Annotated in this window: 13 protein-coding genes and 1 pseudogene; 10 read left to right on the forward strand and 4 right to left on the reverse strand. The window is 60.7% G+C overall.

Going from position 1 to position 11,557, the window contains the following annotated elements; translation table 11 throughout:
* From ACGVJ8_RS09160 to ACGVJ8_RS09175, 4 genes are all read left to right on the forward strand, one after another.
* On the forward strand, positions 1-945 hold a 945-nt coding region (locus ACGVJ8_RS09160), incomplete at its 5' end, for an aminotransferase class I/II-fold pyridoxal phosphate-dependent enzyme (protein ID WP_392347433.1).
* Between the two features lie 7 nt (positions 946-952).
* Positions 953-1,720: a biotin--[acetyl-CoA-carboxylase] ligase gene (locus ACGVJ8_RS09165; RefSeq protein ID WP_392347435.1), complete on the forward strand. Its 768-nt coding sequence runs from the start codon at positions 953-955 to the stop codon at positions 1,718-1,720.
* 25 nt (positions 1,721-1,745) lie between these two features.
* A complete protein-coding gene (locus ACGVJ8_RS09170) occupies positions 1,746-2,045 on the forward strand; it encodes a hypothetical protein (protein ID WP_392347437.1) in 300 nt (99 codons plus the stop codon).
* A 121-nt stretch (positions 2,046-2,166) separates the two neighbouring features.
* Positions 2,167-2,622, forward strand: coding sequence for a M23 family metallopeptidase (locus ACGVJ8_RS09175; protein ID WP_392347439.1), 456 nt, complete (start codon positions 2,167-2,169; stop codon positions 2,620-2,622).
* Between the two features lie 7 nt (positions 2,623-2,629).
* On the opposite strand, the pseudogene ACGVJ8_RS09180 reads toward ACGVJ8_RS09175, so the two are convergent.
* Positions 2,630-3,257 (reverse strand): annotated as a pseudogene (locus ACGVJ8_RS09180) (response regulator transcription factor).
* 142 nt (positions 3,258-3,399) lie between these two features.
* On the opposite strand from ACGVJ8_RS09180, the gene ACGVJ8_RS09185 reads away from it, so the two are divergent.
* The 3 genes from ACGVJ8_RS09185 (at position 3,400) to ACGVJ8_RS09195 (ending at position 4,827) form a co-directional block, all read left to right on the forward strand.
* Positions 3,400-3,534: a hypothetical protein gene (locus ACGVJ8_RS09185; protein WP_392347441.1), complete on the forward strand. Its 135-nt coding sequence runs from the start codon at positions 3,400-3,402 to the stop codon at positions 3,532-3,534.
* A 99-nt stretch (positions 3,535-3,633) separates the two neighbouring features.
* A complete protein-coding gene (locus ACGVJ8_RS09190; RefSeq protein WP_392347443.1) occupies positions 3,634-3,786 on the forward strand; it encodes a hypothetical protein in 153 nt (50 codons plus the stop codon).
* Positions 3,787-3,876: 90 nt separating this feature from the next.
* On the forward strand, positions 3,877-4,827 hold the full coding sequence (locus tag ACGVJ8_RS09195; RefSeq protein ID WP_392347445.1) for a histidine kinase dimerization/phospho-acceptor domain-containing protein: 951 nt from the start codon (positions 3,877-3,879) through the stop codon (positions 4,825-4,827).
* 145 nt (positions 4,828-4,972) lie between these two features.
* Here the strand turns inward: ACGVJ8_RS09195 and ACGVJ8_RS09200 are convergent, their stop codons facing one another.
* From ACGVJ8_RS09200 to ACGVJ8_RS09210, 3 genes are read right to left on the reverse strand one after another with little or no spacing between them, the layout of a single operon-like run.
* Complete coding sequence (locus tag ACGVJ8_RS09200; RefSeq protein WP_392347447.1) at positions 4,973-5,323, reverse strand: response regulator transcription factor; 351 nt, start codon at positions 5,321-5,323, stop codon at positions 4,973-4,975.
* 19 nt (positions 5,324-5,342) lie between these two features.
* Positions 5,343-6,047 carry an ABC transporter ATP-binding protein gene (locus ACGVJ8_RS09205; RefSeq protein ID WP_392347449.1) on the reverse strand — a complete coding sequence of 235 codons (705 nt, stop codon included), beginning with the start codon at positions 6,045-6,047 and terminating at the stop codon, positions 5,343-5,345.
* Positions 6,040-7,611, reverse strand: coding sequence for an NAD(P)H-quinone oxidoreductase subunit N (locus ACGVJ8_RS09210; protein ID WP_392347457.1), 1,572 nt, complete (start codon positions 7,609-7,611; stop codon positions 6,040-6,042). The genes ACGVJ8_RS09205 and ACGVJ8_RS09210 overlap by 8 nt, the downstream gene beginning before the upstream one ends.
* 111 nt (positions 7,612-7,722) lie before the next feature.
* Between ACGVJ8_RS09210 and topA the strand changes: the two genes are divergently transcribed.
* The 3 genes from topA to ACGVJ8_RS09225 are packed head-to-tail and all read left to right on the forward strand — an operon-like array spanning position 7,723 to position 11,488.
* Positions 7,723-10,422 carry a type I DNA topoisomerase gene (gene topA, locus ACGVJ8_RS09215; protein ID WP_392347451.1) on the forward strand — a complete coding sequence of 900 codons (2,700 nt, stop codon included), beginning with the start codon at positions 7,723-7,725 and terminating at the stop codon, positions 10,420-10,422.
* The gene (locus tag ACGVJ8_RS09220; protein ID WP_392347453.1) at positions 10,422-10,838 is read left to right on the forward strand and encodes a hypothetical protein; all 417 of its coding nucleotides are present in this window, start codon (positions 10,422-10,424) and stop codon (positions 10,836-10,838) included. The genes topA and ACGVJ8_RS09220 overlap by 1 nt, the downstream gene beginning before the upstream one ends.
* Positions 10,835-11,488 carry a DUF2232 domain-containing protein gene (locus ACGVJ8_RS09225; protein ID WP_392347455.1) on the forward strand — a complete coding sequence of 218 codons (654 nt, stop codon included), beginning with the start codon at positions 10,835-10,837 and terminating at the stop codon, positions 11,486-11,488. The genes ACGVJ8_RS09220 and ACGVJ8_RS09225 overlap by 4 nt, the downstream gene beginning before the upstream one ends.
* Positions 11,489-11,557 lie beyond the last annotated feature (69 nt).

Consider the following 11,557-nt stretch of genomic DNA (forward strand, 5'->3'; position numbering starts at 1 on the left):
GCGGACTGGTGTCGCCATCGATTCGACGTTGCGGTGGATCCTGATGATGAGGTCCAGTTGTTGGTGGGATCCCAGGAAGGAACCGCCCATCTGCCGCTGGCGGTGCTTGATCCCGGTGACGCGGCCCTGCATCTAGACCCGTGTTATCCGTCCCATACCGGTGGGTTGCACCTGGCGGGAGCCCGGACCAAGGCCTTGGCCCTTTCCCCCGAAAACAACTGGCGGCCGGATCTGACGACCATCAGCCCTCAGCTTTGGGATCAACTGAAGCTGTTCGTTTTGGGGTATCCCCACAACCCTTCAGCTCGGGTGGGGAATCAGGAGGATCTCAATTGCATCACGGCGATCGCGGCTCGGCATGACGTGGTGATCGCTCACGACAATCCCTATGTGGATCTCGCCCTGGATGGAGAGCCTCCCTCTCTTTTGCAGGCCCCGAACTGGAGGGAGTGCGGTATTGAATTCTTCTCCCTCTCGAAGGGCTGGTGCCTTGGGGGATTCAGGCTCGGTTTCGCGGTTGGTGCTGCACCGCTGATTGCGGCACTGCGTCGCGTCAAGGCCGTCATCGATTTCAACCAGAGCCTGGCCTTGCAGCAGGGTGCGATCCAGGCCTTGCAACGCTTCCCCGATTGGCCGCGGCAACTGCATCCGATCTACCGCGAACGACGGGATCGTGTGGTCGAGACCCTCAGGGCACGTGGTTGGTCGGTTCCCTGTTCAGAGATGGCGATGTACCTCTGGTTCCCCTTGCCTGATGCGGCCCATCGTCGGGGTTGGAATGATGAAGATGCCGCCAGGGAACTGCTTCAGCGCAGTGGTGCAGCCTTGACCCCTGGGTCCGGGTTTGGTGGCGGTGGTCGCCAGTGGCTGCGCATGGCGCTGGTGCGACCGGTGAATGAGTTGGTGGACGCTGCGTCGCGTCTCGCGGATGCGATGGATGACTGATCCACGCATGCTGCAACATCGATGCCCTCACCATGGTGGTGGCCGGTTGATGGCGACGTATCGCCGCCTCGCTGGTCCCTCGGCACGCCACTGGACCATCTGGCACGTGCCTGTGTGCGGCAGTACGGAGGAGCTGCTGGGGACCTGGTTGCGCGATCAGCCCTCATTGACGGGGCCTCGTGCCGTTATTGCTACCCATCAGCGCCGGGGAGTCGGCCAGTGGGGACGCACCTGGGTTTCTCCGCCAGGCGGTGTCTGGATCAGTGCTGCATTGCCCTGGTGGAGCCATGGGTCCAGTCAGGCCGGCTTGCTTGGCTTAGCGCTGGCCCTGTCGGTGGTGCAACGGCTTGAGCAGCGGGGCCTTTCGGTTCAGATTAAATGGCCCAATGACCTGCTCGTGAACGGCCGCAAATTGGCGGGCCTTCTGCCTGGGGTGGTGCAGCGGGGCTCCCAGCTGCGTTTGCTGCGCATCGGCCTGGGCATGAATGTGCGGAATTCAGTTCCTGGTCATGCCATTGCCCTGCGAAGGCTGGAAGGGCAGCAGGCTGCGGATCCACTTCGGTGGACGGCGGAGGTTTTGCTGGCCTTAGATCACTGTCACGGCGTCGGAGGCGATGGGGCCTGGTGCCTCGATGGCGTTCAGGCCCGGCTCTGGTCCGATCAGCTCGTCCATCCTGAAGACGGTCAGATCTGGAGGATTGCTGGCCTTGAACGCGATGGAGGGCTTCTATTGCGTCAGGGTTCAAGGACCGAAACCTGGCGCTGCTGGCCTTGATTTGGTGTCTCATCCATAGGACTCCTTGGCACAGCCGTCTCATCCGTTGCTGGCTTGGTTCGCGCTGATCTGGATGTTGGTTCCAGCCGCGGCTGCGCAGAGTTTTGAGCAGTCTCTCGATGGTCTGGTTCGCCAACGGGTGATCACGTCTCAGGAGCGCAAGCTGCTCCGGGGCGGTGGCTCGGCGGTTCCCATGGAACGAAGCCGTTTTGAAGAGGCCTGTCGCACTGGTCCTCTGTCCCGGCAAGACTGCGCCTCCGGGGTGGCCAGGCGTCCGCCGGGGGCACCGGCCTCGGCCCGGGTTCGTCTGATCCCCTTCCGTTAACCGTTGCGTGTTCCCGTATCAGCGCTTCTCGCCCGCGATGGCGGCACCTTTCGTCTGGAATCTGTCTTTGCGGTCACGCCCCGTCCGCTGCCCAGCCGGCGACAGTCAACTACTTTTCCCGGTGGCTGGAAACGCTTTTAAGAGCAGTGGGTTTGGTTGGCGTCTGCATCCGATTCTGGGGAGCTGGCTGATGCATGCCGGTCGGGACTTTGCAGCACCGGAGGGCACGCCGGTGGTGGCTGCTCTTTCGGGGCAGGTCTTAAGCAGTGGTCTTGCCGGTGGGTATCGCGTCGCTATCGAATTGGAACATGCCGAGCCATTGCGCCGCGTGCTCTATGGCCATCTCTCGGAGATCTATGTGCGACCCGGTCAGCCGGTGCGCCAGGGAAAGGTGATTGGCCGCGTCGGCAGCACAGGGCCGCACCTGCATTTCGAGTTGCACACACCATCGCGGGCAGGTTGGCAGGCCGTTGATCCTGGAGATCTGGATCCTTCCTCCGTGATGCGTGCCAACAACGATCCTGTTTCGCTCTTGTTGGGCCAGGTGTTGCGCAGCCTTGAACGCGATCAGCCCTAACCCAGTGCTACGCCGAGCGAGATAGCGACTTCAGTTCGACTTTTTGGCGCAGGTAGCGGATATAGACGTCCAGAAGATTGTCGTCCCCATAAAACATTTTCTCCCCAAACACCGTGCATGATCTCCTGACGTTCGAGCACGCGGCCTCCGCCCCGCATTAGGAAATTCAGCAGGTCGTATTCCTTCACCGACAGTCGGATGGCACGATCTCCCCACGTCACATCACGGGTTCGCGTGTTCATGCTGAGGTCGGCGACCTTGAGAATTTCGTTGACGTCGGAGCCGCTCACGGGCCCTGAGAATGTTTCAGCGCGGTGGTGCATGGCCCGCAGGCGCGCCATTAATTCGTCGATGGAAAAAGGCCTGATCAGGTAATCATCAACGCCGGCATCGAGGGCTTTGACCCGATCGGTGATCTCGTTGTGCCCGATGAGCATCAGGATTGGGATAGTGATTCCCCCGGCTCGGATGCGTTGATAGATGTCGATGCCGCTGAAGTCCGGCAGGTTTCAATCCAGGACGGTCAGGTCGGGAGTGGGTTCAGTACGGCTGCGGATCAGGCCGCTGGCTCCGTCAGAGGCAACATCAACGTCATATCCCTCAACATCAAGCTCCAGAGGAAGCAGATCAGTCAGTTTGTGTTTGTCGTCAACAAGAAGGACACGGAGACGGGGCTAGGATTCCAGGGACATCCGGCCTTAAAACCTCAATCCACTCTAGGCACCAAAAGAGATTTCACTGATTTTGTCCCTACATTGAAATCGGCTGTTCTTCGCTATGTCGACCCCAGGAGCCTGGACGGAAGATCGAATCCGAGCACTGCGTGAGAAGGAAGGCCTTCCCTTTGTTCGTGCCGATGCCTTGGGGATCGTGCAGGAAATCAATGACCGTTTCAAGGCCGTCTACGGCTAGACCGAAGCCGCCCTGATTGGTCAATCCCTTGGTCTGATTTTGCCGTCAAGCTTCCGCGATTCCCATCACGCCGGGTTTGCCCGTTTCCAGCTGACGAAGGTGTCCAAGGTGCTGAATTACCCCTTGAAACTGGCGACGTTTTGCTCCGATGGGCATGCCATTGAGAGCGAACATTTCATCGTGGTGGAGAAGCACAGTGACGGCAGCTGGTCGTTCGCTGCAATGCTGCGACCGTTGGTGGACTTGAGCTGAGATGAGCGATTCGGCATGAACAGCTCAGCCTCATCGTCGTCATCCTCGAGGGACAGCGAACTGATTGCGCAATTGCGTTAGTCCCTGGGAATGCTTCAGGTCGCTTTCGATGCGGCTAGCGAAGCGATGGTGATTGTTGATTTGGATCGCAGGATTCACTGGGCTAATCAAGCCTCTGCCGAACTCTTTGTTGGTGGCGTGCCGATTCAGGTGGTGAATCAAACCTTGGCTGATGTTCTGAAGCTCAGGCCCTTAGATGCCCACGCCAAGGTGGCCCTCCAGCTGTTGGATCCACAGGTCCCTCTGCCGCGGACGTCTGGAGAGTGCCGCTGCCAGATGCTGTCTCCCAACGGCAATGAATCACAGGTGCAGTTGCTGTGTTGGCGGCCGGTGGAATTGATTCAGTCGCCGTTTCTGCTGGTGTCGTTTCGCGACCTAAGCCCCGAAGAACGGGCGCTGGTTCAGCAGCAGCGCTTCATGACTGATCTCACCCATGAGTTGCGCACGCCCCTGACGGTCGTGAGCGGGAACCTGCAACGAATGGCTCGTCTGAGCGATCTCCCCCAGGCCGTCAGCTCTCGCCTCACGATGGCCCGCGAGGAGACGGCGCGGATCCAGAAGTTACTAGGCCATCTCTCGCTGCTCACGCGCTTGGAGGTGGATGCGGAGGTGGTCAGCTGTGGTGACCATCTCTTGGCTCCGATGCTTCATCGATGGCATCACGCCTCTCGGGAGTTGGTTCCGAATCTCATGCTGCAGGGCCTGGAATGTGCTGACGATCTGGTGGTTCAAGCCGACCCAAGGGCCCTGATGCTGGCGTTGGGCCAGTTGCTGGACAACGCTTGCCAGCACGCCGATCAATCCATGCCGATCGAACTCAGCCTTGCTGGAGACGACGGGCTTGGACACTGCATCCTGGAGTTTTCCAGTCAGAGCCTTGATCCCCCTGTGTCTTCAGAGGATCTGGAACGGTGGTCTTCCCCGTTTTTCCGGGGCGCAAGCCTGAGCGCGATGGCGACAAGGTGGAGGGCCCTGGTTTAGGGCTCGCCTTGGCGCGAGAACTGGTTAGGGGGTGTGGAGGAATGCTGAGCCTCCACCAGCAGCCTTCATCGCAAGGAACGAGCACGATCGTGCGCTTGCTCCTGAAGCTCAGGGCATCGAACGCGTCTAGAGCAGTTGCGGCTAGCTATTCGAACAGATCCGGCTTGAGCACATAGGCCTCTGCTCCGTAAGAGAGAGCTTCTCGTTGCTTGGCGGCATCATTGAGAGCCGTCACGATTACCACCCTCAGGGCTGGCTCAGGCGCAGCCTTGAGTTGGAGCTGTTTCAGGCACGTCAAGCCGTCCATCCCCGGCAGCATCAAATCCAGCAGCACCAGGTCGAAGCGATCGCAGCTGGCTGCGCTGAGAAAGTCTTCCGCGGAGCCGAAGCTGTCGCACTCGTGCCCCTCATCGGTGATTTCAGCGCAGATCAGCTGCTGAATACGCGGGTCATCCTCCACGAGTGCAACACGAAGAGCCTTGGGGGTGTCCTCCATTGGCGCAGTGGCACTGCATTCATTGTGGGCAGCCTGTGAGTACCCGACCATCCTGGAATCGAGCAATCTGCTGCGCTCGGGCCGCAACATCGTCCTCATGGGTCACCATCACCAAGGTGATGCCCTGTTGGTGCAGTTCATCAAACAGCTCCAGCACCTCGGCGGTGGTGCTGGAATCCAGCGCTCCTGTGGGTTCATCTGCCAGTAGAAGACTGGGGCGATTGATGATGGCTTTGGCGATGGCCACCCTTTGTTGCTGCCCTCCCGACAGTTGGTTGGGCTTGTTCTCTAGACGCTGCGCCAGGCCAACGCGGCTGAGGGCCGCTTGGGCACGCTCGATCCGTTCGTCCTTGGGTACCCCCGCGTAGATCATCGGAAGCATCACGTTCTCCATGGCGCTGGCGTGGCCGAGCAGGTGGAATTGCTGAAAGACAAACCCGAGCGACCGGTTTCGGACGTCGGCTAAGGCATCGTCGTCCAACTGTTCAACAGCCATCCCATTGAGCCGGTAGGTGCCACTGGTGGGCCGGTCGAGGCAACCAAGAATGTTCAGCGCCGTGCTCTTGCCGGAGCCACTGGCCCCCATCACCGCGAGGTAATCACCCTCCCGAACGGTGAGATTCAGTTGATCAAGGGCTTTGACCTCGAGATCTCCTGATCCGTAGATCTTGCTGATCCCGCGGAGCTCAGCGACCGGTGCTGGCGACCCCTCACCCTCAGCCAAGGCCTTTCAAGCTAGACAGGGCGATGGCCTGCTGAAGCAGTGGTGTTCCTGCAACGGCTGTGTTGGCCCACTGGAAAAGGGGGTTGGAGAGAATTCCACCGACGGCGGTGATGGCCACACAGCCGATCAGAGCAACGCGCAGAGGCTGCATCCCCATCAACGACCAGTTGACGTCGGGGTAAGCCTTGACCACATCGGATGCCTCTTGGGGCTCCTTCACCACCATCATCTTGATCACAGAGATGTAGTAATAGATGGACACCACAGAGGTGACCAGGCCGACCACCACAAGCAGGTACTCGTGGTTCGCCCAACCGGCAAAGAACAGATAGATCTTTCCGAAGAAACCCAACATTGGTGGGATTCCACCAAGGGAAAGCAGGCAGAGACTGAGGCCAAGGGTGATCAGGGGATCCTTCTGATAAAGCCCGGCGTAATCGGAGATCCGGTCACTTCCCGTCCGGATTGAGAAGAGGATGATGCAGGCGAAGGCCCCCAAGTTCATGAACAGGTAGGCCGCCATATAGAGAACCATGGCTGCGAAACCGTCCTCGGTGCCGCAGACCATGCCGATCATCACGAAGCCTGCCTGACCAATCGAGCTGTAGGCCAGCATTCGCTTCATCGAGGTCTGAGCGAGGGCCACAACATTGCCCAGAGTCATGCTCAACACCGCCAGGACGGTGAACAGCAATTTCCATTGAGCGTCGAAAGCGCCGAAGCAGCCCACCAGGATGCGCAGGGCTAAGGCAAATCCAGCCGCCTTGGAGCCCACGGAGAGGAAGGCCACAACAGGAGTGGGTGAGCCCTCATAGACGTCTGGCGTCCACTGGTGGAAGGGAACAGCTGCGATCTTGAACGCCACGGTCGCCAGCACAAACACCAAGGCCAAGGCTGCAAGAGGTGTTGTGCTCGTCTGCAGGGCGAGGCCGATGGTGTCGAGGCTGGTGCTGCCGCTCAGGCCGTACAGCAGGGAGGAGCCGTAGAGGAAAACAGCAGCGGCTGCCGATCCCACAAGCAAATACTTGAGTGCTGCTTCCGAACTGCGGGCATCCCGCTTCATGTAGCCCGACAGCAAATAGCTGGCGACGGAGAGCGTCTCCAGCGAGATGAACACACTCACCAGATCCGTTGCCCCGCAAAGGAGCATGGCGCCGAGGGTGGCGGCGAGAAGGATGGCGGCGTACTCGCCAACAGGCGTGCCGCTCTTCTCCGCGTAACGCCAGCTGATCAGCAGCGACAGAAGCGTGGACAAGGCGATCACAGCCCGGAAGGCCACCGCCAGGTTGTCGGCGAGAAAGGCTCCCAGGAACGAGGGTTCCAGGGGTGCGTTCCACTGCAGGGCCAGCAGCACCAGGGAGGTCCCCAGGCCGAGGTAGCAAATCGGCGGCACCCAGCGTGTGGCGACCTTTTCGCCGGCCAAGTCCACCAAGAGGGTGGCGATCATCGCCAGCAGTACTGCAGCTTCAGGCAGTACGGCGGAGGCGTTGAGAGAGAGATTCAGCAGCTCACCAGGGGCAGCCATGGCCTGGGTGGAGAGAAGGGAAGCACCCATATCGGGCATGGCAGCCTGGAACTGTTGCGCTGCGCCGACTGTAGCGGCGCTTGACGCGCTGACGGTCATGCAGAGCGCTGCTCGGTGCGATAAAGAAGAGGAACGGTTTACCTGCCGCTAGTGGCGCACACCCTCGTCATCGTTGAGAGTCCCACGAAGGCCAAGACCATCCGTGGTGTCCTTCCCAAGGGATTTAAAGTTGAAGCCTCCATGGGGCATGTCCGCGACCTCCCCAACAACGCCAGCGAGATTCCGGCATCGGCCAAGGGGCAGAAATGGGCCAACCTCGGTGTGAACACCGACGCGGATTTCGAGCCGCTGTACGTGGTCCCGAAGGACAAGAAGAAGACGGTTCGCGAACTCAAGGATGCCCTCAAGGGTGCTGATCAGCTGTTGCTGGCGACGGACGAAGACCGGGAAGGCGAGAGCATCAGTTGGCACCTGCTCCAGCTGCTAGCGCCAAAGGTGCCGGTGAAGCGAATGGTGTTCCATGAAATCACCAAGGAGGCCATCGGTAAGGCGCTGGATCAGACCCGTGACCTCGACATGGAGCTGGTCCATGCCCAGGAAACCCGGCGAATTTTGGATCGCCTCGTGGGTTACACCCTGTCGCCCCTCCTCTGGAAAAAGGTGGCCTGGGGACTGTCCGCCGGACGGGTGCAGTCCGTTGCGGTTCGACTTCTGGTGCAACGGGAACGGGCCCGCCGGGCCTTCCGCAGCGGCAGTTACTGGGACCTCAAGGCCCAGCTTGAACAGTCGGGCAGTGCCTTTGAGGCGAAACTCACCCACGTGGGTGGCCAGCGCATCGCCACCGGTAACGACTTCGACGAGAGCACCGGTGGGCTGAAGGCGGGCAGTGTCGTGCGGTTGCTCAGTGAGAGCGAAGCCAAGGCGTTGGCTGAAGCCGTGCGATCCAACGCCTGGACGGTGGATGCGGTGGAGGAGAAGCCCACCGTGCGCAAGCCGGTGCCTCCTTTCACCACCAGCACCCTCCAACAGGAGGCGAATCGCAAGCTGCGCCTCTCCGCCCGGGAAACCATGCGCTGTGCCCAGGGACTCTATGAACGCGGTTTCATCACCTACATGCGGACCGACTCGGTTCACTTGTCGGATCAGGCGATCAACGCATCACGCAGCTGTGTGGAGAGCCTCTACGGCAAGGAATATCTGAGCAAAGGGCCGCGGCAATTCAGCACCAAAGCCCGTAACGCCCAGGAGGCCCATGAAGCGATTCGTCCGTCGGGCGAAAGCTTCCGAACCCCCGGTGAAACCGGACTGGATGGGCGAGATCTTGCGGTCTATGAGCTGATCTGGAAGCGGACTGTGGCCAGTCAGATGGCCGAAGCCAGGCTCACGATGCTGTCGGTGGATCTCAGCTCAGGCGAGGCCAGTTTCCGTGCCAGTGGCAAGCGCATCGATTTCCCTGGTTTCTTCCGCGCCTACGTGGAGGGCAGTGATGACCCCGATGCGGCCCTTGAAGGACAGGAAGTCTTGTTGCCGGCCCTGAGCGTTGGTGATGCACCAGAGCCGAAGACTGTTGAGCCCCTCGGCCATCAGACCCAGCCGCCGGCACGGTTCAGCGAGGCCTCCCTGGTGAAGATGCTGGAAAAGGAGGGCATCGGTCGGCCGTCGACCTACGCCTCAATCATTGGAACGATCGTGGATCGAGGCTACGCCACGCTGCTGGGCAATGCCCTCACCCCCAGTTTCACTGCTTTTGCCGTGACGGCGCTGCTGGAGGAGCATTTTCCCGAACTGGTGGACACCAGCTTCACCGCCCGGATGGAGAACACCCTCGACGAGATCTCCCACGGCAAGGTGCAGTGGTTGCCTTACCTGGAGGGCTTCTACAAGGGCGACGAGGGACTGGAAAACCAGGTGCAGCAGCGGGAAGGGGACATCGACCCCGGCGCATCCCGCACCATCGATCTGGAGGGTTTGTCCTCCGTTGTTCGCATTGGGCGTTTTGGTGCCTACCTGGAGGCCAAATGCGTCAGCAACGACGGTGAGGAAGAGCTGATCAAGGCCACCTTGCCCCGGGAGATCACCCCGGCTGATCTTGATGAAGAGCAAGCCGAACTGATCCTCAAACAGAAGGCAGACGGCCCCGAAGCGATTGGCGAGGATCCGGAAACGGGGGATTTGGTCTATCTGCTCTGCGGCCAGTACGGCCCGTATGTGCAGCGGGGCCAGGTGAGTGATGAGAATCCCAAGCCCAAACGCGCGTCTCTGCCCAAGGGGCAGAAGCCGGAAGATCTCACCCTGGAGGATGCTCTCGGACTGCTCCGCTTGCCGCGTCTTCTCGGTGAACATCCCGATGGTGGGCGCATTCAGGCGGGTCTGGGCCGCTTTGGCCCCTATGTCGTCTGGGACAAAGGCAAGGGCGAGAAGGACTACCGATCCCTGAAGGAGGATGACGATGTTCTGGCGGTGGGGCTGAGCCGTGCCCTCGAGCTGCTGGCCATGCCCAAACGTGGTCGTGGTGGACGCACCGTCCTCAAGGACCTTGGTAAGCCGGAGGCCAGTGATGAAACGATTCAGGTCTATGACGGCCCCTACGGCCTGTACGTCAAACAGGGCAAGGTGAATGCCTCGCTGCCGGAAGGCAAAGGCGCTGACGATGTGAGCCTCGAGGAGGCCGTGGAACTGCTTGCCGCCAAGGCAGCGTCGAAAAAGGACGGTCGTAAAACTGCCGCGAAAAAACCGACGGCGAAGAAGCCAGCCGCAAAAAAAACAGCCGCAAAGAAACCCCCCGCCACCACCAAGACCGGTCGGCTCAGGGCCAGTGCGGTGCGAGTGATCAAGCCGGCTGACAATTGATGGCCCGTCTGCTTTGGCTACTGCCTGTGGGGCTCCTCCAGGCCTGTGCCGGTACACCGGTCGCCGAGCAGTTGGAGCGATCATTTGCGGTGCCTCAAGATAAGCCGGCGCAGTTAGCTGCGCCTGTACCGGCTGTGAAGACAAGCCCACCGGTTGCCAGCCCTCCTACTGCTGAGCGTCCCTTCGAACCAGTACCCAAGCCTGCTTCCCAGCCTGAGCCAGAGGATGCTCCTGAGCCTGTGCCTCAGCCAAAACCGCGGACGGTTTCATCCCAGCGTCAGCCTCAGGAGCCCTACCGGATCACCATCCGTTTGGCAGGAGCTGACCCTGCAGCTCCTGCTGAAGCCGTGACCCGCGCCCTGCGTGATGCGGATGTTGGGTTCGCGGTGGAACGGATTGAGCGGGTCGAACCATGACCAATACTACCCCCCGGTTGAGCCGCCAGCAGGCTCTGAGGCTGGTTGAGGGGGCGTATCTTGCGGCTGCGACGGGTCTGATCTGGCTCGCGCTCTACTACCTCCCGGTGGGTGGCGCGCTCTTCCGTCTGGTCCTTCCTCTTCCCTTGATCCTGCTGCAGCTGCGGCGCGGCAGTCGTTCCGGTGCTGAGGGGCTGCTGCTCTCCGTACTTCTGCTCACAGCGCTGATGGGTCCATTGCGTGGACCGCTGTTGCTGTTCCCCTACGGACTTCTGTCGCTGTGGCTCGGCTGGAGCTGGTGCCGAGGGTTCAGCTGGTGGCTGAGCTGGGCGGGCGGCATCGTTCTTGGGACTGCAGGGTTTCTGGTCAGAGTTGTGGTGCTCTCGTTGCTGGTAGGAGAAAACCTCTGGGTTGTGATCACCCGCGCCGGCTCCGCTCTGCTCGACCGATTGATCGCGGCGCTTCATCTGCCGATCACACCGGATCTCCCTCAAGTGCAATTGATGGCGCTGCTGTTGGTGGTGGTTCAGGAGGTCATTTACGTCCTGTCGCTGCATGCCCTGGCCTACTGGATCTTTCCCCGCCTGAAATCACCGATTCCGGAGCCCCCGAGGCTGCTGCATGGACTCGTTGCCCTCGACCCCCTCTGATGCGTCCGGGTTGCCCCAGGGCTGTCAGCAGCTGGGACGTCTTGGAGCGAGCCTTTTGGATGCAGCGGC

Source organism: Parasynechococcus sp. (assembly GCF_042954245.1).
Taxonomy (GTDB): Bacteria; Cyanobacteriota; Cyanobacteriia; order PCC-6307; family Cyanobiaceae; genus Parasynechococcus.

Coding starts and splice junctions, on each gene's coding strand:
- ACGVJ8_RS09165 (WP_392347435.1), top strand. CDS start 953: ATGCTGCAACATCGATGCCCTCACCATGGTGGTGGCCGGTTGATGGCG.
- ACGVJ8_RS09185 (WP_392347441.1), top strand. CDS start 3,400: ATGTCGACCCCAGGAGCCTGGACGGAAGATCGAATCCGAGCACTGCGT.
- ACGVJ8_RS09195 (WP_392347445.1), top strand. CDS start 3,877: ATGCTTCAGGTCGCTTTCGATGCGGCTAGCGAAGCGATGGTGATTGTT.
- ACGVJ8_RS09200 (WP_392347447.1), bottom strand. CDS start 5,323: ATGGAGGACACCCCCAAGGCTCTTCGTGTTGCACTCGTGGAGGATGAC.
- ACGVJ8_RS09210 (WP_392347457.1), bottom strand. CDS start 7,611: ATGCCCGATATGGGTGCTTCCCTTCTCTCCACCCAGGCCATGGCTGCC.
- ACGVJ8_RS09220 (WP_392347453.1), top strand. CDS start 10,422: ATGGCCCGTCTGCTTTGGCTACTGCCTGTGGGGCTCCTCCAGGCCTGT.
- ACGVJ8_RS09225 (WP_392347455.1), top strand. CDS start 10,835: ATGACCAATACTACCCCCCGGTTGAGCCGCCAGCAGGCTCTGAGGCTG.